18 protein-coding genes are annotated in these 18,601 nt (G+C 68.3%); 9 read left to right on the top strand and 9 right to left on the bottom strand.

Annotated features, from left to right (window positions below):
- Positions 1-2: 2 nt before the first annotated feature.
- Together ACW17V_RS01905 and ACW17V_RS01910 are read right to left on the bottom strand one after the other, a co-directional pair.
- Positions 3-2,420: a M20/M25/M40 family metallo-hydrolase gene (locus tag ACW17V_RS01905; RefSeq protein ID WP_492107211.1), complete on the bottom strand. Its 2,418-nt coding sequence runs from the start codon at positions 2,418-2,420 to the stop codon at positions 3-5.
- A 163-nt stretch (positions 2,421-2,583) separates the two neighbouring features.
- Positions 2,584-5,100, bottom strand: a complete 2,517-nt coding sequence (locus ACW17V_RS01910) for a TonB-dependent receptor (protein ID WP_492107212.1) — start codon at positions 5,098-5,100, stop codon at positions 2,584-2,586.
- 259 nt (positions 5,101-5,359) lie between these two features.
- Between ACW17V_RS01910 and ACW17V_RS01915 the strand changes: the two genes are divergently transcribed.
- Together ACW17V_RS01915 and ACW17V_RS01920 are read left to right on the top strand one after the other, a co-directional pair.
- The gene (locus ACW17V_RS01915) at positions 5,360-6,808 is read left to right on the top strand and encodes a protein adenylyltransferase SelO (RefSeq protein ID WP_492107213.1); all 1,449 of its coding nucleotides are present in this window, start codon (positions 5,360-5,362) and stop codon (positions 6,806-6,808) included.
- A gap of 90 nt (positions 6,809-6,898) precedes the next feature.
- Positions 6,899-7,036, top strand: coding sequence for a hypothetical protein (locus ACW17V_RS01920; RefSeq protein ID WP_492107214.1), 138 nt, complete (start codon positions 6,899-6,901; stop codon positions 7,034-7,036).
- Between the two features lie 22 nt (positions 7,037-7,058).
- Here ACW17V_RS01920 and ACW17V_RS01925 read toward each other — a convergent pair whose 3' ends face one another.
- From ACW17V_RS01925 to ACW17V_RS01945, 5 genes are all read right to left on the bottom strand, one after another.
- Positions 7,059-7,787 (bottom strand): SDR family oxidoreductase, encoded by a 729-nt coding sequence (locus tag ACW17V_RS01925; protein WP_492107215.1) that lies wholly within the window; start codon positions 7,785-7,787, stop codon positions 7,059-7,061.
- On the bottom strand, positions 7,787-8,986 hold the full coding sequence (locus tag ACW17V_RS01930) for a UxaA family hydrolase (RefSeq protein WP_492107216.1): 1,200 nt from the start codon (positions 8,984-8,986) through the stop codon (positions 7,787-7,789). Before ACW17V_RS01930 ends, ACW17V_RS01925 begins: the two co-directional genes overlap by 1 nt.
- A gap of 3 nt (positions 8,987-8,989) precedes the next feature.
- Positions 8,990-9,286: a UxaA family hydrolase gene (locus tag ACW17V_RS01935; protein ID WP_492107217.1), complete on the bottom strand. Its 297-nt coding sequence runs from the start codon at positions 9,284-9,286 to the stop codon at positions 8,990-8,992.
- Positions 9,283-10,311: an aldo/keto reductase gene (locus ACW17V_RS01940; protein ID WP_492107218.1), complete on the bottom strand. Its 1,029-nt coding sequence runs from the start codon at positions 10,309-10,311 to the stop codon at positions 9,283-9,285. Before ACW17V_RS01940 ends, ACW17V_RS01935 begins: the two co-directional genes overlap by 4 nt.
- Before the next feature lie 82 nt (positions 10,312-10,393).
- Positions 10,394-11,599: a winged helix-turn-helix domain-containing protein gene (locus ACW17V_RS01945; protein WP_492107219.1), complete on the bottom strand. Its 1,206-nt coding sequence runs from the start codon at positions 11,597-11,599 to the stop codon at positions 10,394-10,396.
- Between the two features lie 104 nt (positions 11,600-11,703).
- Here ACW17V_RS01945 and ACW17V_RS01950 point away from each other — a divergent pair, with 104 nt between their 5' ends.
- Entirely contained in the window at positions 11,704-12,552 is an 849-nt protein-coding gene (locus tag ACW17V_RS01950) for an aldose 1-epimerase (RefSeq protein WP_492107220.1), read from the top strand.
- 10 nt (positions 12,553-12,562) lie between these two features.
- Here ACW17V_RS01950 and ACW17V_RS01955 read toward each other — a convergent pair whose 3' ends face one another.
- Positions 12,563-13,855, bottom strand: coding sequence for a lytic murein transglycosylase (locus ACW17V_RS01955; RefSeq protein WP_492107221.1), 1,293 nt, complete (start codon positions 13,853-13,855; stop codon positions 12,563-12,565).
- A 217-nt stretch (positions 13,856-14,072) separates the two neighbouring features.
- On the opposite strand from ACW17V_RS01955, the gene ykgO reads away from it, so the two are divergent.
- The 6 genes from ykgO to ACW17V_RS01985 all read left to right on the top strand — a co-directional run bounded on the left by ykgO (position 14,073) and on the right by ACW17V_RS01985 (position 16,891).
- Positions 14,073-14,198 (top strand): type B 50S ribosomal protein L36, encoded by a 126-nt coding sequence (gene ykgO / locus ACW17V_RS01960; protein WP_018061125.1) that lies wholly within the window; start codon positions 14,073-14,075, stop codon positions 14,196-14,198.
- Positions 14,198-14,815 carry an HAD-IA family hydrolase gene (locus ACW17V_RS01965; protein ID WP_492107222.1) on the top strand — a complete coding sequence of 206 codons (618 nt, stop codon included), beginning with the start codon at positions 14,198-14,200 and terminating at the stop codon, positions 14,813-14,815. Before ykgO ends, ACW17V_RS01965 begins: the two co-directional genes overlap by 1 nt.
- Positions 14,816-14,877: 62 nt before the next feature.
- A complete protein-coding gene (gene gapR / locus ACW17V_RS01970; protein WP_035047451.1) occupies positions 14,878-15,144 on the top strand; it encodes a nucleoid-associated protein GapR in 267 nt (88 codons plus the stop codon).
- 87 nt (positions 15,145-15,231) lie between these two features.
- Positions 15,232-15,588 (top strand): hypothetical protein, encoded by a 357-nt coding sequence (locus tag ACW17V_RS01975; protein ID WP_492107223.1) that lies wholly within the window; start codon positions 15,232-15,234, stop codon positions 15,586-15,588.
- 74 nt (positions 15,589-15,662) lie between these two features.
- Entirely contained in the window at positions 15,663-16,139 is a 477-nt protein-coding gene (locus ACW17V_RS01980; protein ID WP_492107224.1) for a hypothetical protein, read from the top strand.
- A gap of 341 nt (positions 16,140-16,480) precedes the next feature.
- The gene (locus ACW17V_RS01985; RefSeq protein WP_492107225.1) at positions 16,481-16,891 is read left to right on the top strand and encodes a hypothetical protein; all 411 of its coding nucleotides are present in this window, start codon (positions 16,481-16,483) and stop codon (positions 16,889-16,891) included.
- Positions 16,892-16,989: 98 nt separating this feature from the next.
- Here ACW17V_RS01985 and ACW17V_RS01990 read toward each other — a convergent pair whose 3' ends face one another.
- Positions 16,990-18,462, bottom strand: a complete 1,473-nt coding sequence (locus tag ACW17V_RS01990) for a sigma-54-dependent transcriptional regulator (protein WP_492107226.1) — start codon at positions 18,460-18,462, stop codon at positions 16,990-16,992.
- Positions 18,463-18,601 lie beyond the last annotated feature (139 nt).

Raw genomic sequence — 18,601 nt, forward strand, 5'->3', positions numbered from 1 at the left:
CCCTACCAGGCCAACCGGGCATGGGCCAGGACGGCGGTCTTGTCCGACATGCCGGTGGCCATCAGCTCGGGCGGCTTGGCGGCGGGCGGGGCGGCGTCCATCGGCCAGCCGTCGCGCATCTCCATCACGGTGGCCTCGACCCGGCCCATCGCCTCGGAGGTGAAGCTGAGCGTGACGCCGTTGGGGTCGGGGGCGTGATAGGTCACGGTCGACCAGGCGCCCGGCTGGCTGGCCAGGATGATCGGCCGGCCGTTCAGGCGCGGGTCGTGCAGGGCGGTCGAGGCGCGGATCTTCAGGCTCAGCACCTCGGCGCCGGGGCCGGGGATGACCCGGACGATCAGCCGCTCGCCCGAGCGTTCGGCGGTCAGGATCGGCGGGGCTACCTCGACGGCGCGAGTCTGGGCCGTCCAGATCGGATCGGCGTGGAACGGGGGCAGGGCCTGCATCTTCAGGTCGACCCCGCCGTCGGCGATCAGGGTGGCGCGGGTCCAGTCGTCCAGCTGCGGCATCGATGACACCCGCCAGGCCTTGCCCGTCGAGGGATCGGCCAGGTGATGGGCCTCGGTCAGGTTGGGTCGATCGGCCGAGGCTCCGGGGACGGCGGCGGCGATCACCAGGCCCAGTCCCGTCACGACCAGCACGACCACGCCGCGCCAGCCCCAGCGGGACTCTGCGAAGTCGAAGGTGATTGGCACCAGGGCCGGGGTGGCCAACAGCACGAACACCGCCAGGACAGCGGGCTCCATCAGGCCGATCCCGGCGAAGGTCCAGGCGCCCCAGGCGGTCAGCTGGGCGATGGTGGCGGTGGCCAGAACGCCCATCGCCAGGGTCATGGCCAGGGCCACGCGGCGGTCGCGGGTGCCGCCCAGCGCCATGGCCAGGGTCGCGCCCAGGGCGGCCAGCAGCAGCGGCCAGACCAGCATCACCGTTGCGCCGGGGGCCAGGATCTGGGCGGTCAGCGACAGCAGCAGCAGGGTGACCAGCCCGCCGATCCAGACGCCCAGCACCCCGACCCGGCCGCCCAGCGCCGCCCAGCACAGCACCCCGACCGCGCCGCCCAGGCCCAGGCCCACGGGATCAAACCCGCCGACCAGGCTGCAGGCGCCGCCCAAGACGATGGCGGCCAGGCTGGGCCAGATCCGCCGCGCGCCCCGCGCCTGAGCCGTGATCACCAGCAGTCCGGCTCCGACGCCCAGGGCGCCCGCGCCCAGCAGCAGCAGGTCAAAGCGGCCCAGCAGGTCATACAGCCTCTGCCCGTCGCCGACGTTCAGCAGTCGGCCCAGCAGGTGCAGCGTCAGGGCGCTGGCCAGCAGCAGCAGCACCGCCCCGGCCACGCCCCGGATGATCTCGAGCGGCGAGGTTCCCCCGCCGGCGAGAGCGCGCCAGGCCACGAAGCCGATCATGGCGGCGGCCAGGGCCAGCAGCACCCAGCCGATGGCCGTCGAATAGCTAATCAGGATCAGGCCCAGCACGTCGGAATAGATCACATTGGGAGTCTTGGCTGGGAGTGTCTGGCCGCTGGCCAGCGCCCGGGCGATGGGCAGCACCTGGTCGCCGATGTGCTGCAGGCTGCCCTGGTCCAGCCGCTCGGGCGTCGACAGCGGCGTGTGATAGGCCAGCTGATTGTCGATCAGGGCGAAGTTCAGCCCCGGCAGTCCGGCCTTCACCGCATGGGTGAAATCGGTGTCGTTGGGCATGCGCTCATAGACGGTCGAGGCCAGGGAATTGGCTGAAGGGCGCAGGGCCTCGCGCGCCATCACGGCCAGCAGGGCGCCGTTCTCGGGTCCGGTCTGGAACATGGCTGCGCGGCCGGCGTCGCCGCGGGCCTCCATGTTCAGCACCACCCCGACCCGCTTGGCGGTGGGGTCGCGGGCGAAAAAGGCGTCGGCGCCGAGCAGGCCCGCCTCTTCGCCGTCGGTGAACAGGAAGATCACGTCGCGGGCCGGCGGCGGGCCTGCCTTCAGCGCGCGAGCGATTTCCAGGGCGGCGGCCGCGCCCAGGGCGTCGTCGGCGGCGCCGGGCGAATTGTGGACGGAATCATAGTGGCTCATCACCAGCACGGCGGGCAGGTCGCGGTCCTCTCCGGGCAGGACGCCGATCACGTTCTGCACCGCCGCCACGCCCAGCGACCGGCCGTTCCTGGAATAGGGGCGGAAGCCCTCGCCGGGCCGGACCGAAACCTCCAGGCCCAGCTCGCCGATCCGGGTCAGCAGATGATCGCGAACCCGCACGATGTCGGCCGAGCCGGTCGGGTGGGGACGCTGGGCGATGGCCCGCACATCGTGCATGGCGCGGGCGGCCGAGAAAGCGGCGGCGGGGGCCGAGGCGTCGACCGGCTGGGGCGTTCGTTGGGCGAAGGCGCCCACGGCGACCCCGATGGCCAGGCAGATCCAGAAGCCCAGTATCCTGATCGTCTTCACGGCCTGCCTCGCGATCGAATCCCCTGCACAGGGTGCGTCGGCTTGGCGGCGACCGAAAGGCCAAAAGAAAAAGGGCGACCGGGTTGCCCCGATCGCCCTTTCCTCATCCGAAAGCCGAAGGCCCTGCTCGCTTTGGTAAGCGGGCCCCCGGATCCCCTCCCGGTTAGAACCTTGCCCGCAGGGTCACGCCGTAGGTGCGCGGCGCGCCGAGGAAGGCGTCGTAGGTGATCGTGTCGTTGGCCGGCACGTAGGTCGTGTTGGTGGCGCTCAGGCCCGACGAGCCCTGCAGGAAGCCGTTGAAGCCGACCTGCGTGTACTCTTCGTCCAGGATGTTCTGGCCCCACAGTTCCATGGTCCAGGCTTCGTCCGCGGCGCCGAAGCTGACGCGGGCGTTGACCACGGTGAAGGCGTCCTGGGTCTTGGGCGGGAACAGGTCCGAACCGGTGATGTAGTCGGACGAGTACTTGGCGCCGACATTGAAGCGGGCCTTGTAGTTGTCGCCCACCGGACGCTCATAGGTCAGCGAGCCGGAGGCCGAATATTCCGGAGCCAGCGACAGACGCTGACCCGGCAGCAGGGCCAGGGCGTTGGTCGGATCGTTGGGGATCTTCTGGTTGCCGTATTCGGTCTTGGCGTAGGTGAAGCCGCTCTGGACGGTCAGGCCGCGAACCGGGGTGAACCACAGGAAGTCGGCGTCGACGCCCTGCGAGGTCACTTCCGGGATCGAACGCACCGCGAACGAGGTGCCCAGGAAGGTGTTCAGCTGGAAGTCGGTGAACTTCTGATAGAAGCCCGTGAAGTTCAGCAGGACCGAGCGGTTGAACAGGGTGTTCTTCAGGCCGATTTCGTAGCTGTCGACGAATTCACCCTCGAACGAGGTGTCGTAGATCGGCAGCACGCCCTGGCCGCCGCTTTGCAGGCCGTTGGACGACTGGGTGCGGTCCAGGTTGTAGCCGCCGCCCTTGTAGCCGCGCGCGAACGAGGCGTAGCTGAACACTTCCGGCGAGAAGCGATAGGCCGCCTTGATCGTGCCCGACCATTCCTTGTCGGTGCGCGACTGGTGGGTGCCGCGGTTGTTGAACAGCGGGTTGGCCCAGGGCAGGCAGAGGTTGCCGACGATGGTCGGGGTGGCCGCCGCGCCGACGATGCCGGCGATGCGGGCCTGACCGGCCGGCGTCAAAGCGATGCCGCAGCCGACGCCGCCGTCGGTGATGGTCTGATAGGTGTCCAGGTCCTTCTTGTCGGCGCTGTAGCGCAGGCCGGCGGTGATGCCGAAGGCTTCCGTGAACTGGTAGGTGTTGCTGGTGAACAGCGCGATGGTCTTGGCGCGCTGGTTGTAGCTGTCCCGCAGGCCCTGGCCGGGCGTGAAGGTGGTGTTCGGCGCGCGGCCGGTCAGGGCGGCGATGAAGTTGGCGACGCCGGCCGGGTTGGCGGCCGAACGCGACAGCAGGCGACCCAGATACTGCTCGTAGTCATTGCCGTAGAGGAAGTTGGCCTTGGTATCGAGCTTCTCGTCGGCCAGGAACGTGCCGACCAGCCAGTCGAGGTTGCCGGTCTTGCCCGCCAGGCGCAGTTCCTGGGTGAAGGTCGTGAACTCGCTGTAGTTGGTGCCGTCCTTGTTGCGATAGGCCAGGTCAGCGGTGGTGAAGTCGCTGTCCTGGCCGTTGTCGGTGCGCCAGTTGCGGATGGCGCTGATCGAGGTCAGCTCGCCGATCGGCAGGTCGATCGTGCCCTGCAGCGAGACGCCCTTGTCCTCGATGGACGACGGCGCGCCGCGGTTGGAATAGGCGACCCGGTCATAGGGCTTGGCGGTCGGGGCCAGGGCGACGCCGCCGCTGACCAGGTTCAGGATGCCGGCGGTTGCGCCGGTGCGGATCTGTACGGCGCCGCAGCAGTTCTCGTCGCGCTTGGTGTAGTCGCCGATGAGCTTGAAGGTGGCTTCATCATTGGGCACGAACAGCAGCTGGCCGCGGATCGTATAGAAGCCCTGGTCCTGGTCCTGGTCGCGCTTGCTGGGACCCTTGCCGGTCAAGACGTCGTTGTAGCCGTCACGCTCGCGGGCGGCGACGTACAGACGGCCGGCCAGGGTTTCGGTGCCGAACAGCGGACCGGTGACCGAGGCCGAGACGCCCTTGGCGTTGAAGTTGCCGAGGGTGGCTTCAGCGTTGGCGGCGAAGCCGAATTCAGGCTCCTTGGTCACCACGTTGATGACGCCGGCCGAGGTGTTCTTGCCGAACAGGGTGCCTTGCGGGCCCTTCAGGACCTCGATGCGGTCCATTTCGCCCAGATCGCCGAACGAGACGCCGTTACGGGGACGATAGACGCCGTCGATCACGACGCCGACCGAGCTTTCCAGGCCGGGGTTGTCGCCCACGGTGCCGACGCCGCGCACGCGGGCGGTGGTCGAAGCTTCCGAGGTGGTCGAGGTCACGGTCAGGCCGGGGGTCAGGATCGTCAGATCCTTGATGTCCTTGACGCCCGTGTCTTGCAGCAGCTTGGCGCCGACGGCGGTCACCACGACCGGCACGTCCTGCAGGTTCTGCTCGCGCTTCTGGGCGGTGACGACAATGCTGTCGACGGTGGGGATGTCAGCTTCCTGGGCCGAGACGGCGCCAGCGGTGGACAGACCGGCAAGCACGACGGCGGACGCCGTGCCGCAAAGCACCTGGGTAAAGCGCATTTCCTACCTCGGTTCGTTATGCCACGAGCGCTTGCATCGCCTGCGGCTGTTTTTGGTTGGACTCACCCGAACGAGTGTTCGAATGGACAGCTTACGGTTATGGAGCACCAACGGTCAGAGCAAGTGAAAACCCTTGCAGACAAAAGGATCTGACAGGCCTGTTGCCCAGAAGCGACACGGGTCTGTCACCATTCCCAACCTTGCAAGGAGGTTACAGGCCAGTCTTGCCAGACGGGGCTGGCGGGCTCATTTGCGACCCATGACAGTGTCGCCCGCCTATCGCCCCGATCCGAAGTTCATGGCCCTGGGGCGAGACTTCGCCGATCCGGTCGATCCCGCCGATTTTCCGATGACCCGGCTGCGCTTCCGCAATGATCGCGCGGCGGCCACGGTGGGGCTGGACGGCCTGTCGGAGGCCGAATGGCTGGCGGCGTTCGGACGCTTCGAGCCCTTGCCCGACAATCAGCCCCAGCCGCTGGCCATGCGCTATCATGGCCATCAGTTCCGCAGCTACAATCCCGACCTGGGCGATGGCCGCGGCTTCCTGTTCGCCCAGCTTCGGGAGGCGGGAACAGATCGCCTGCTGGACCTGGCCACCAAGGGCTCGGGCCAGACCCCATGGTCGCGGCAGGGCGACGGCCGGCTGACCCTGAAGGGCGGCATGCGCGAAATCCTCGCGGCGAGTTTCCTGGAAGCGGTGGGCGTTCCCACCTCGCGGGCCTTCTCGCTGGTCGAGACCGGCGAGGCCCTGCAGCGCGGCGACGAGCCCAGCCCGACCCGCTCGGCGGTGCTGACCCGCCTGTCGCACAGCCATATCCGCTTTGGCACCTTCCAGCGGCAGGCCTATCTCGAACGGCCTGACCTGATCACCGTGCTCGTCGACCATGCCGTCGAGACCTACTATCCCGATCTGGCGAACGCGCCCGACCGTCCCGCCGCCCTGATGCGCGCCGTGGTCGCGGCCAGCGCCCGGCTTCTGGCCGGCTGGATGTCGGCGGGCTTCGTGCATGGCGTGCTCAACACCGACAACATGGTCGTCACCGGCGAGAGCTTCGACTACGGCCCCTGGCGGTTCCTGCCGCGCAACGATCCGAACTTCACCGCCGCCTATTTCGACCATAACGGCCTCTACAGCTTCGGGCGTCAGCCGGAAGCGGTGTTCTGGAACCTGCAGCAGCTGGCCGCCTGCCTCACCCTGGTGACCGATCAGGCCGGGCTTCTGGAGGCGCTGAACGGCTTTTCCGACGCCTATCGCGACGCCCTGCGCGCGGCGATGCTGCGACGTCTGGCCCTGAAGCCGCGCGATCCCCAGGCCGATATCGCGCTGGTCAGCTCAGCCTTCAAGGCGCTGGCCGGGGGCGGCGACGACCTGCGGTGGGAGCCGTTCTTCTTCGACTGGTTCGGCGGCGCCGCGTCGGAGGGCCGCGCCCTGGCCGGCCCCCGCGCGGGCCTCTACGGGCAGGACGCCTTCGCCGATTTCCGCCGTCGTCTGGCCGACTTCGAGCCGGATCGGCCAGAGCGCCTCGACCATGCGGTGTTCGCCCGTCCGGAACCCGAGGAGCTGCTGATCGAGGAGGTCGAAGCCCTGTGGGCGCCGATCGCGTCGGACGACGATTGGTCTCTTCTAAACGCCAAGCTCGACCGGATCGAGGCGGCCAGGCAGGCCTACGGGTTTGCGGGCTCCGGTGACAAAAACAACGCCGTCTGAACTTTTCCGTGCGGGTCCGGAACAATTGTCACGGTTCGGGCTTACTGCTCCTGCATCGTGCCGAACGGTGAGGCTTTACGGAGAGACTCCATGCGCTTCTTCCAATCGATCTTTCAGCCCGTGATGCTGGTCGGCGCCGTCGCCATGTCGTTCATCGGCGCGCTGGGCCTGCCGGGCTGCGCGCGCGCCATCGGCGAATGCCTCAGCGAGGGCCGCGAGGCCGCCTGAGTCACCTCGGTTCGGGGCGGATCTAGTTGATCCAGCCGCCGTCGATGATGTGGATCTGACCTGTCGTGAAGGACGAGTCGTCGCTGGCCAGATAGAGCGCCAGCTGCGCCAGCTCGTCCGGCTGACCCAGACGCCCCATGGGTTGCCGGGCGGTGAAGGCGGCCCGCGCGGCGGCGTAGTCGCCCGTGTCCGCCAGCCTTTGATTCAGTGACGGCGTCTCGACCGTGCCGGGACAGATGGCGTTGCACCGCACGCCTTGGGCGACGAAATCGGCCGCCACCGCCTTGGTCAGGCCGATGACGGCGGCCTTGGTGGTCCCATAGGCGAAGCGGCCGGGCACGCCCTTGATCGAGCTGGCCACCGACGACATGTTGACAATCGACCCGCCGCCGGCCTCGAGCATGGCCGGCAGGAACGCGCGGATCATCCGGTACATGGCCCCCACGTTCAGATCGTTCGAGAAGGCCCAGGCCGCCTCGTCGCAGTCCAGGATCGTGCCGGAATGGACGAAGCCCGCGCAGTTGAACAGCACGTCCACCGCGCCAAGCTCTGCGGCCAGCGTCTGGATCGCCGCGGGATCCAGCACGTCGAGCGGCCGGGTTTCGCAGCCTTGCACCTCAGGCAGCAGGTCGGGGTTGATGTCGGTGGCGATCACCCGCGCGCCTTCGCGGGCGAACAGTTCGGCGCTGGCCTTGCCGATGCCCTGGCCCGCCGCCGTCACCAGGGCGGTCCTGCCCGCCAGCCGGCCCATCAGCCGGCCCGCCGCAGCGGCAGGCAGGCCGGACCAATGGGGTCGAAGGCCTTGTAGGTGAGAATGAATTCCTGATGGCCCAGGACTTCCGACACCGTGCGCTGGCCGCCGGTCACGGCGACGACCAGATCGAAGATCTCGTCGCCGACCTCTTCCAGCGTGCCGCGCCCTTCCATGATCCGGCCCGCGTCGATGTCCATGTCGTCGGCCAGCTTGCGCCAGGTTTCGGGATTGGCGCAGACCTTGATCACCGGCGAGATGGCCGAGCCGACCACCGAGCCCCGTCCGGTGGTGAACAGGGTCATGTGGGCGCCGCAGGCGATCAGCTCGACGATCTCGGCATTGTCCGAGATGTTGGGAAAGCCAAAGCGCGGCTCGCCATCGGGCACCACGTCCAGCAGGTAGAGTCCCCCGGACGGCGGCTGGTCGCCGGGCTTCAGGACGCCGACGATCGGGGCCGATCCGGACTTGGAATAGGCCCCCATCGACTTTTCTTCCTGGGTGGTCAGCCCGCCCTCGGCGTTGCCGGGCGCGAAGCTGCCGTAGCCCATGAGGGTGTAATAGGCCTCGGCCTTGCGGACGGCCGCTTCCAGTTCGCGGCCCAGTTCCGGGGTGATGGCGCGGTCGGCCATGATCGTTTCGCAGCCGACCAGTTCGCCGGTCTCCTCGAAGATGCAGGCCGCGCCCGCCGCGCCCAGGCGGTCGAAGGCCCGTCCGACGGCGGGGTTGGCGGTGATGCCGCTGGAGCCGTCCGAGCCGCCGCAGATCGCGCCGATCACCAGGTCGGAGATCGCCATCGACACCCGCGGCGTCTGGTCGGCCACGGCCTTCAGCCGCGCCACGGCCTCGCGGCCCTTCTGGATGGTCGAGGCGGTGCCGCCGGTCTCCTGGATCACCAGCGTCTCGACGGGCCGGCCGCTGGCCTCGATGGTCGCGCGCAGCGCCTCGCGGTTGAAGCTCTCGCAGCCCAGCGAGATCAGCAGCACGCCGCCGACATTGGGATGCACGCCGATCGCCTGCATGACCTTCAGGGCGTAGGCATTGGGGTAGCAGCCGGGGAAGCCGATCAGATGGACGTCGGGGTCGTCGCTCCGGCTGACGATGGTCCGGGCCACGTGGTGGGCGCACTCGACCAGATAGGCCACCGCCACCACGTTGCGGACGCCCTTGCGGCCATCGGCGCGAAGATAGCCCCGCATCGCTCAGGCCTCGCCCGGGCCGACCGCCTGCCGGCTATGGCTGGCGATATAGTCGCTCTTCATGTTGTGCAGATGGACGTGCTCGCCGGCGATGGCCGGCGCCGTCATCGACCCGATCGGCGCGCCGTACTTGAACACCTTGTCGCCGATGGCCAGGGCGCGGCGGGCCAGCTTGTGGCCGACCCCGACATCGGCCGAGGCGGTCACCGCGCCGCCGTCGAGGGGCAGGACCTCGCCCGCCTGGACCGGCGCGGCCAGGACCACGACATTGTCGTCGGGATGCAGCAGGACCAGCTTCATGCGGCGGCCGGTGTCTCTGGCGTCGGCGCGTCGGGATGCAGCAGGCCCTCGGTCCGCAGGTCGTCCCACAGGGCGCCCGGGATCGGCGTCCGCATCCAGCCCGCCGCCTGAACCGCCTGGGCGGGGCTGCCGAGGCCGGGAATGACACTGACGACCGCCGGATGGGCCAGCGGAAACTGCAACGCCGCCGCCGACAGGGGAACGGCGTGGGCGGCGCACACGGCCCGCAGTCGGCTCACCCGATCAAGGATCTCCGCCGGCGCCGGCCGGTAATTGTAATGGGCGCCCGCCGCGTCCTCGACCAGAACGCCGGAATTGAACGGCCCGCCGACGATGATCCGGACACCCCGCTTCAGGCACAGCGGCAGGAAGCCGTCCAGGGCGGTCTGTTCCAGCAGGGTGTAGCGGCCGGCCAGCAGGAAGACGTCGAAGTCGCCATGCTCTAGGGCCTCTTCGCAGACCGCCTGCTCGTTGACGCCCAGCCCGATGGCCCCGACCGCGCCGCTGTCGCGAAGATCGCGCATCGCCCGATAGCCGCCCTCGAAGAACGCGCGCAGCCGGGCGGGGTGATCCTCGCCATGGGTGCGGCGACCCAGATCATGGGCCAGCAGGATGTCGATCCGCTCGCGACCCAGGCGCTTCAGGCTCTCTTCGAAGGAGCGCATGACGGCGTCATAGCCGTAGTCGAACACCGGCTCGAACGGCGCGGCGTCGACGAAGCCATGCCGCTCGCCCGGGCCGGCGTCGGTGGGAACCAGCCGGCGGCCGATCTTGCTGGAGACGATGACGTCCGGTCGACCGGCCAGGGCCTGGCCCAGCCGTGTCTCGCTCAAACCAAAGCCGTAGTGGGGGGCGGTGTCGAAATAGCGCAGTCCGGCGTCCAGGGCCGCCGCGACCGTCGCGGCCGCCTCGGCGTCGCTGATCGCGGCATAGAGGTTGCCGATCGGTCCGCCGCCGAATCCCAGCGACGGCAGGCGCGAAAGCGCCGCTCCGCCTGATCCGCTGGCCGATGGCGTCGCGCTCACCTTTTCCGCCCCGATTTATTATATGTGAAAAACGTATCTCTGGTAAAATCCCGCAACGGGTCAGGCCTGTCAACCGCGCGGTTCAGACCCTCAGTTCGGCGGCCAGGGACTGGGCGAGGTCGCCCCGCTCGGCGACGACCACGTCCGACAGGCCCAGCCACCCCGCCATCAGCCGCAGTTCCCGCGCCAGGGCCGCCGCCGTCTCGCCGTTGGCGGCGGGCTCGGCGTGGGCGGCCTGGACCATCAGCCGGCCCGTCTTGCGGTCGGCCTTCAGGTCGACCCGGGCGGTGATGGTCTCGCCCTGCAGGAACGGCAGCACATAGTAGCCGTGGGTGCGCAGGTGGGCGGGGGTGTAGATTTCCAGCCGGATGCGGGCGTCGAAGATCCGCTCGGTGCGCTCGCGAAACCAGATCAGGTTGTCGAACGGCGAGAGCAGGGCGGTGGTCTCGATCCTGCGGGGACGCGCGGCGCCGGCGGCGACATAGGCCGTCTGGTCCCAGCCCTCGACCAGGGCGGGGATCAGGACGCCATCCTCGACCAGCTCGGCGATGCGGGCGCGGCTCTCGGCGGGCCCCATGCGGAAATAGTCGCGCAGGTCGCGTTCGGTGGCCACGCCCATGGCCCCGGCGGCGCGGGCGATCAGGGCGCGGTGGGCGTCCTCGCGTTGCGGAGTGGGGGTGTCGATCAGGGAGCCCGGCAGCACCTGCTCGGGCGTGCCATACACCCGCTCGAAGCCGGCGCGGCGGGTGGCGGTGGTCAGCTCGCCGATCCAGAACAGGCACTCCACCGCGCGCTTGGACTCGCTCCAGCCCCACCAGCCGCCGGGACCCTTCTTGGCGCCGGTCTCAAGCTCGCCGGCCGAGAGGGGGCCGCGCCGGCGGATCTCGTCCAGGGCGCTGGCGATCAGGTCGGGATGGCTGTCGAGGAACTTCGCCACGCCCTTCCAGACGCCGACCCCGGCCCGGGCGTCGGCCATCCGCCAGCGAAACAGCGGGTGCAGGTCGCGCGGCATCAGCGACGCCTCATGGCCCCAGTACTCCACGAGGGCGGGTTTCTTGCCCCAGGCGACGTCTTCCAGCAGCGTTCGGGGATAGTCGCCCAGCCGCGAGAACAGCGGCAGATAGTGCGAGCGCGACACCACATTGACCGAGTCGATCTGCAGCAGGCCCAGGGTCTCGATCGTCGACAGTACATGGCGTCGGCCCGGCGCGGCGGGACGCGCCTTGCCAAACCCCTGCGCCGCCAGCGCCATGCGTCGCGCCGTCCTGGCGGAGAGCTTTTCGGTCATGGCCAAGTTTGAGCATCGCACGGCGGGATCGTGCAAGCCGATGCTGATGGGAGCGCTACCCATCGGGCTTGGCGCGATCCGGAAAACGCCATACCGATGGGCTCATGATCGTTCTTGAAAACGGCGCGGCGCGCCTTGAGCTGTTCCCGGATGTCGGCGGCGCCGTCGCGGGATTCACCGTCGCGGGCCGGGATATCCTGCGGCCGATGGCGCGGGGCGCGACCGATCCGCTGGACGTCTCCAGCTTTCCGCTGGTCCCGTTCTGCAACCGCATTCCGCACGGACGGTTCACGTTCCAGGGCCAGGAGCGCGTTCTGCAGCCGAACCTTGGCGATCATCCCCATCCGCTGCATGGCCAGGGCTGGCGCCACCCCTGGGCCGTCGACGCCGCCAAGGGCGCTCAGGCGCTGCTGTCCTATGACCACGTGCCCTCCGACTGGCCGTGGGCCTATCGCGCCGAGCAGCGTTTCGTCCTGGGCGAAAACCGTCTGCGTCTGGAGCTGTCGGTGACCAATACGGGCGAGGCCGCCATGCCCGCCGGCCTGGGCTTCCACCCCTATTTCCCGCTGCGTCCGGGCGAGGGGCTTAAGGCCTCCGTCGATGGCGTCTGGATGATCGATCAGGACGTCCTGCCGACGGTGCATCACCAGGGCGTCTGGGGTCCTGACTGGGCCCAGGGCGCGGGCGTCGAAGGCCACGCGACCCTGATCGACCACTGCTACACCGGCTGGAACCAGCGCGCCGAGCTCACCGCGCCCGGTCTGCCGACCACCACGATCACCGCGTCGCCCGAGTGCCGCTGGCTGCACATCTATGCGCCGCCCGGCCATGACTTCTACTGCGTCGAACCCTGCGCCAGCCGGCCCAATCCGTTCGGCGAGGGGGAGACCGGCATGGTGACGCTGGCGCCGGGGCAGACTCACGCGGTCTGGATGGAGATCGCGACGGGCTGAAAGCGGCCCTCTAGCTCAGCCCCGCCTGGGCCTTGAGCCGCTGGACCATGTCCATCGACATGTAGCCGTCGGCCGGCAGCTGGCGGCTCTGCTGCCAGGCGCGCAGGGCCTTGCGGGTGCCGGCGCCGATCACGCCGTCGGGCGCGCCGGGGTCGAAGCCCAGGCGGGCCAGGGCGATCTGGGCGGCCATGCGGTCGGACAACGACAGCGGCGCGTCCACCGGCCAGGTCCCGACGATCGGTCCGCCGCCGCCGAAACGGTCGGCCAGCAGGCCGATGCCCAGGGCGTACGAGGTCGAGTTGTTGTATTTGCGAATCGCGAAGTGGTTGGGCAGGGCCAGGAAGGCCGGGCCCGAGGCGCCGGCCGGCAGGATCAGGCCGGCGGGGGAGGCGGCGTCGGCGGCGGTCCAGGGCAGGCCGTCGGCGCGACGCACGCCCCGGGCTTCCCACCACGACGGGATCTCGCGCGGACCTTCCGACAGGCCGTAGTCGAAGCCGGCCGGCAGGATCACTTCCCTGGCCCAGCCCACGCCGGGCTTCCACCCGCCCTTGGCCAGCAGGTTGGCGGCCGAGGCCAGGGAATCGGCGTCCGAGCCCCAGATGTCGCGCTTGCCGTCGCCGTCGGCGTCGACGGCGGTGCTACGATAGTTGCTGGGCAGGAACTGGGTCTGGCCCATGGCCCCGGCCCAGGAGCCCTTCAGCTGGCTGCGGGGCACCTCGCCCGAATCGATGATCTGCAGGGCCGCGATCAGCTCGCCCTCGGCCCAGCCGCGACGGCGGCCGTCGGCGGCCAGGCTGACCATCGAGCGAACGACGTCGAAATTGCCCTGGATCTGGCCGAACGCCGATTCCATGGCCCAGACGGCCAGCAGGATGTCGCGCGGCACGCCATAGCGGCTCTCGACGCCCGGCAGGAAGGCCAGCTCGTCGCGCTTGCGGCGGCCCACGGCGACGCGGTCGTCGCTGATCACGCCCTTGATATAGTCGCCGACGGGCTTGGAGAATTCTGGCTGGCGGCCGTCCAGGCTGATGACCTTGGGATCAGGCGTCACGCCGCCCAGTTCACGCTCCAGCAGCTGCCGGGTCAGGCCGGCGGCCTGCGCGCGGACCATGAAGTCGGCGAGCCAGGTGTCGAAGCTCAGCTCGCCGGCCGGGACGGGCGTGGCGGTCACGGGCGGGGGCGCGCTGCTGGTCGGGGCCGGAGCCGGCGTGGGCAGCGCCGAGGCCAGCGGGGTCAGCGGGCCCTGCGGAGACGTATCCGCACAGCCGGCCAGCAGGAGAACGAGAAAAAAGCGACGATCCATGGGCGCAGGCTACCGGCATCCGGGTGAACTCTTCAATCACAAGGCCGACAGAGCGGTGAAGTTCCAGCGAAACTCGCCGCGCTGCTGGGCTTTGAAGCGAAGGTCCGCATTGACTCAGGCGGCGCCCTTGCCTATACGCCCTCCCTCCGAAACACCCCGGATGTTCCGGTCGCCATCTGGCGGCGCCGAACCTCTCCGCTGAAGTATAGAGACGGTCATGAAGGTTCGTAGCTCGCTGAAGTCGCTGAAGTCGCGTCACCGCGACTGCAAGATGGTTCGCCGCAAGGGCGTCATCTACATCATCAACAAGACCGACCCGCGCTTCAAAGCCAAGCAGGGCTGATGACCGCTGCCGCGCCTCCCAGGGCTCTGCTCTGGGATGTCGGCAATGTCATCGTGCGCTGGAATCCGCGCACGCTCTTCGCGAAAATCTTCAGGGAACCCGCCGAACTCGACGGGTTCCTTTCGCATGTCTGCACCATGGACTGGCACGGCGAGACCGACCGGGGCCTGACGTTCGCCGACAACATCGCGCGGCTGACGCCGCTGTATCCCCACTACGCCGAGCAGATCGCCGCTTGGTGGGACCGCTGGCCGGAAATGTTCTCGGGCGCGATCGCCGAGACCGAAGGCGTGATGGACGATCTGGCCGCGCGGGGCGTCCCGCAGTTTGGCCTGACCAACATGTCCAGCGAATCCTGGCCCGGCGTCCAGGCGATGAGCCAGGTGTTTCGCCACCTCCAGGATGTGATCGTCTCGGCCGAGGAAAGGGTCATCAAGCCCGAGCCGCGGATCTACCAGATCGTGCTGGAGCGGACGGGCCTGAACCCCGGCGACCTGCTGTTCGTCGACGACAACGCCGCCAATATCGCCGCCGCCGATGCGATGGGATTCCATACACATCTGTTCACAGATCCGGCGGCCCTGCGGCCGATGATTCAGGCGCACGGGCTGTTGTGAGGGAAGGGCGGCCCGACTATGGTCCGCGACCCAATTTCCACTCCGACTGAGAGCTTTCCGTCATGGCCGACGACGCCGCCCACGCCGACGTTCTGAACTCCACCGCCCAAGGCCAGCTGAAGAGCATCATCGAGCGCATCGAGCGCCTCGAGGTCGAGAAGGCCGAGATCTCCGAGCAGATCAAGGAAGTCTATAACGAGGCCAAGGGTAACGGCTTCGACGTCAAGATCCTGCGCAAGGTGGTCCGCATCCTCAAGCAGGACCGCGCCAAGCGCCAGGAAGAGGACGCCATCCTCGACCTCTATCTGTCGGCCGTCGGCGCGATCTAAAGCGCCCTTCTTGGTCGGCGCGCGAACGCGCGCCTTGGGTGTTTTTGCGGGTGCGTCTTGGCGCGTGTTCGGGGATAGTCCCCCTCGATGCGCGCCAAGCCCCCTGATCGCAAAACCCCTGACCCCAGGGCTCAAGCCAAGAAGGCGGCGCTGAACGCCCTCAAGCGGGCGCAGCGCATGGCCGACAAGGCCGGCGTCGAGCTGTCGGACTGGGAGGGCGAGTTCCTGACCTCCGTCGCCCAGCGCGTCGAGACCTATGGCCGGGCCTTCGGCGATCCCGAAAAGGGCGGTCGCGACCAGGCCCTGTCGGGCAACCAGACGATCAAGCTCAAGGAAATCGTCGCCAAGGCCAAGGGCGAGAAGAAGCCCATGAAGCGCGGCCGAGGCTTTGGCCGCCGCGCGCCGCCGGCGCCGGTCACGGCCGAGCCCGAAGACGACGCCTAAGGTATTTGAAATAACGATGTTCTTCGAGTTAGGTTCGCCCCGGTCGCAGGGGAACCGCCATGCCGGGAATAGCCATGGTCTCGAAGACGGAACTGGTCGCCATCGCCGTCGGCGGGGTCTGCGCCGGGGCCTTTGATATCATCCAGGTCATGCTGTTCTACGCCCTGCGGGGCGTCGAGCCGATCCGCATCCTGCAATCCGTGGCCTCGGGACTGCTGGGCAAGGCTTCGTTCGGCGGCGGGGTGTCGACCGCCGCGCTGGGGCTGGGCCTGCACTTCGCCATGACCCTGCTGATGGCGACGGTCTATGTCCTCGCCGCCCGCCGGCTGGAGGTCCTGATCCGGCGCCCATGGCTGATGGGAAGCCTGTACGGCCTGGGGTTGTATGGCGTGATGACCTACGGGGTCGTGCCGCTGTCGATGGCGACGTCCGGACGCTTCAGCTGGCCCGTTTTCCTGGACGGAATTCTGGCGCACGTGCTGGCCGTCGGCGTGCCGATCGCCCTGGCCGCCCGCTGGAGTCTTGGGGGCGAAAAGCCGAAGGCGGGCTAGGGCGGTAACCTGTTGGAACGTCCGGTATGGCCCGCAAACTTCACTGTAAAGGTTTTCTGGCTGATTTTGCTGAAATAAAGTCCCAAAAGCTTACCGGAAAACAGGGTTCAGCGAACTTCATTAAGGTCGCGGTAACCTGCGGGGTGAGACATTATGGCGCAGGGTCTTCGTGATCCTCACAGTAAGGAACGCTTCGTCCGGTGGGGGCGACGTTCGCCCATTCCAGCGCGCGCGGACCTCCATCTGCATCGGCGCAGGATCAACGCTAACGGTAACGGACAAGCGCCATGGCGACGACGTATGAGTATCTATTGCGAAGAAAGGCGGACCTAGAGGTCCGCATGGTTGAGGCCCAGAAGCGCGCTTTGGCGCCTTTCGAGGGTGAGCTGCGAGCGATCAGTCTGGCCCTTAGCGCGATCGAAAGGGCCGGTCTCAGCGAGGACCGCCTGGCGGCCGAAGCGTCGGCCTTCTCCAGCCCGGCTCCCAGCCGCCGCGGACGGCGCAGCCGCTCGATCGGCGACATGATCCTGATGGCGCTTCAGCATGGCGGCGCCGGCCTGGCGGCGACCGATATCGCGCTCCAGCTGGAACGACGCTGGAACCGCTCGGTGCCGGTGACGGCCATCACGCTTGAACTGCAGCAGCTGGAGGCCGACGGCGCGGTGACGCGTGGCGCGGCGGGCTGGACCTGTAACGCCGAAACGGTCGATCCCGACCATTCCGACGACAGCGAAGTCGCCCGGGTGGCTTGACTTCTAGACCTGGCGGGGCGCCTGGCGGGGCGCCTTCCAAGGCTTTATCAGCGTCTTCAGGCGCTGCTCGCGCGAGACCGGGCGCAAAACGATGGTCATCAGCCAGCTTCCTTCATGTCGACATCGATGCCCTGCTCACGCACCTTGCGATAGAGGGTCGAGCGGCCAATCCCGAGGCGGCGCGCCACCTCGCTCATATGGCCGGCATAAACGTCGATCGCGTGCTGAATGAGGTCGCGCTCGATCTCTTCCAGAGTCCGCAGATGACCGCGATCGTCGAGGATGCGCACGGGCGCGTCGCCCGGGGCGCTGGCCATTGCGGCATGCGTCGCCTGCAGCACGGACGGGAGGTCGGGCCCGGTGACGCTGGCCGACGGCATGGCCTCGATCGGCGCCTGCAGGCCGGAAATCGCCGGAAAGTCATAGGGCTGCAGATAGGGCGCGTCGGCGAGAACGATGGCGCGATAGACCGTGTTTTCCAGCTGGCGCACATTGCCCGGCCAGTCGAAGGCGGTCAGCAGGGCCAGGGTTTCCGGCGAGGCGCCGATGACCCGCTTGCCCTCTTCCACATTGAAGCGGCGGATGAAGGCCTCGACCAGGGCCGGCACGTCCTCGCGGCGTTCGCGCAGGGACGGGGCCTCGATCGGGAAGACGTTCAGGCGATAATACAGGTCCTCACGGAACCGGCCCTGCGACACGGCGTGGGCCACGTCACGATTGGTCGCCGAGACGATGCGCACATCCACCTTCTGCGAGCGCTTGGAGCCGATCGGATCGATCTCGCCTTCCTGCAGGGCGCGCAGCAGCTTGACCTGCATGTCCAGCGGCAGCTCGCCCACCTCGTCGAGGAACAGGGTGCCGCCGTCGGCTTCCTTGAACTTGCCCAGGTGCTTGTCGGTGGCGCCGGTGAACGAGCCCTTCTCGTGGCCGAACAGGATCGACTCCACGAGGTTTTCCGGAATGGCGCCGCAGTTGACGGCCACGAACGGCTTGCCGGCGCGGTCGGACGAGCCGTGCACCGCGCGGGCGATCAGCTCCTTGCCGACGCCGCTTTCGCCGGTGATCAGGATCGGGATGGCGCTCTTGGCGGCGCGTTCGCCCATCCGCTTGACCAGGGTCATGGCGGGCGACGCACCAATCAGGTCGGCGAAGGTGGTCTTGCCGGCCGTGCGCTTGGTCAGCCGCTCGACCTCGCCCTTCAGGTCGCCCATCGACAGGGCGTTGCGGATCGACACGGTGATCCGCTCGGGCGAAGCCGGCTTGATGAAGAAGTCGGTGGCGCCGGCCTGCATGGCCTTGACCACGGTGTCGACGCCGCCGCTGGCGGTCAGCACGATCACGGGCTGATTGAAGCCGCGCGACCGCATCTCTTTCAGGGTGTCCTGACCGTTCAGGCCGGGCATCACCAGGTCCAGCAGCACCACGTCGGTGGGCGCGCCGGAGTTCAGGTGCCCCATCGCCGCGTCGCCGCTCTCGGCATGCGAAACCGCGAACCCGTCACGTTCCAGCACCGCCTGGATCAGGCGACGCTGAGTCGGATCGTCATCGACGACGAGAACCGTCTTGGACATAGGAAGACACCCACCATAACCGGCCGCGCTCGACATGGAGCAGGGCTCTTGTTGGTTCAGAGTGATACAGCAGCCGGGTAAACACCGGCTTTCGGAGAGGTGTCGGCAACCTTAAGGTTCAGGCTTAACAAGGCCTTGC

Source organism: Caulobacter sp. FV2ye17ST, assembly GCF_058680955.1.

Coding starts and splice junctions, on each gene's coding strand:
- ACW17V_RS01910 (WP_492107212.1), bottom strand. CDS start 5,100: ATGCGCTTTACCCAGGTGCTTTGCGGCACGGCGTCCGCCGTCGTGCTT.
- ACW17V_RS01915 (WP_492107213.1), top strand. CDS start 5,360: ATGACAGTGTCGCCCGCCTATCGCCCCGATCCGAAGTTCATGGCCCTG.
- ACW17V_RS01920 (WP_492107214.1), top strand. CDS start 6,899: ATGCGCTTCTTCCAATCGATCTTTCAGCCCGTGATGCTGGTCGGCGCC.
- ACW17V_RS01925 (WP_492107215.1), bottom strand. CDS start 7,787: ATGGGCCGGCTGGCGGGCAGGACCGCCCTGGTGACGGCGGCGGGCCAG.
- ACW17V_RS01930 (WP_492107216.1), bottom strand. CDS start 8,986: ATGCGGGGCTATCTTCGCGCCGATGGCCGCAAGGGCGTCCGCAACGTG.
- ACW17V_RS01935 (WP_492107217.1), bottom strand. CDS start 9,286: ATGAAGCTGGTCCTGCTGCATCCCGACGACAATGTCGTGGTCCTGGCC.
- ACW17V_RS01945 (WP_492107219.1), bottom strand. CDS start 11,599: ATGACCGAAAAGCTCTCCGCCAGGACGGCGCGACGCATGGCGCTGGCG.
- ACW17V_RS01950 (WP_492107220.1), top strand. CDS start 11,704: ATGATCGTTCTTGAAAACGGCGCGGCGCGCCTTGAGCTGTTCCCGGAT.
- ACW17V_RS01955 (WP_492107221.1), bottom strand. CDS start 13,855: ATGGATCGTCGCTTTTTTCTCGTTCTCCTGCTGGCCGGCTGTGCGGAT.
- ykgO (WP_018061125.1), top strand. CDS start 14,073: ATGAAGGTTCGTAGCTCGCTGAAGTCGCTGAAGTCGCGTCACCGCGAC.
- ACW17V_RS01965 (WP_492107222.1), top strand. CDS start 14,198: ATGACCGCTGCCGCGCCTCCCAGGGCTCTGCTCTGGGATGTCGGCAAT.
- gapR (WP_035047451.1), top strand. CDS start 14,878: ATGGCCGACGACGCCGCCCACGCCGACGTTCTGAACTCCACCGCCCAA.
- ACW17V_RS01975 (WP_492107223.1), top strand. CDS start 15,232: ATGCGCGCCAAGCCCCCTGATCGCAAAACCCCTGACCCCAGGGCTCAA.
- ACW17V_RS01980 (WP_492107224.1), top strand. CDS start 15,663: ATGGTCTCGAAGACGGAACTGGTCGCCATCGCCGTCGGCGGGGTCTGC.
- ACW17V_RS01985 (WP_492107225.1), top strand. CDS start 16,481: ATGGTTGAGGCCCAGAAGCGCGCTTTGGCGCCTTTCGAGGGTGAGCTG.
- ACW17V_RS01990 (WP_492107226.1), bottom strand. CDS start 18,462: ATGTCCAAGACGGTTCTCGTCGTCGATGACGATCCGACTCAGCGTCGC.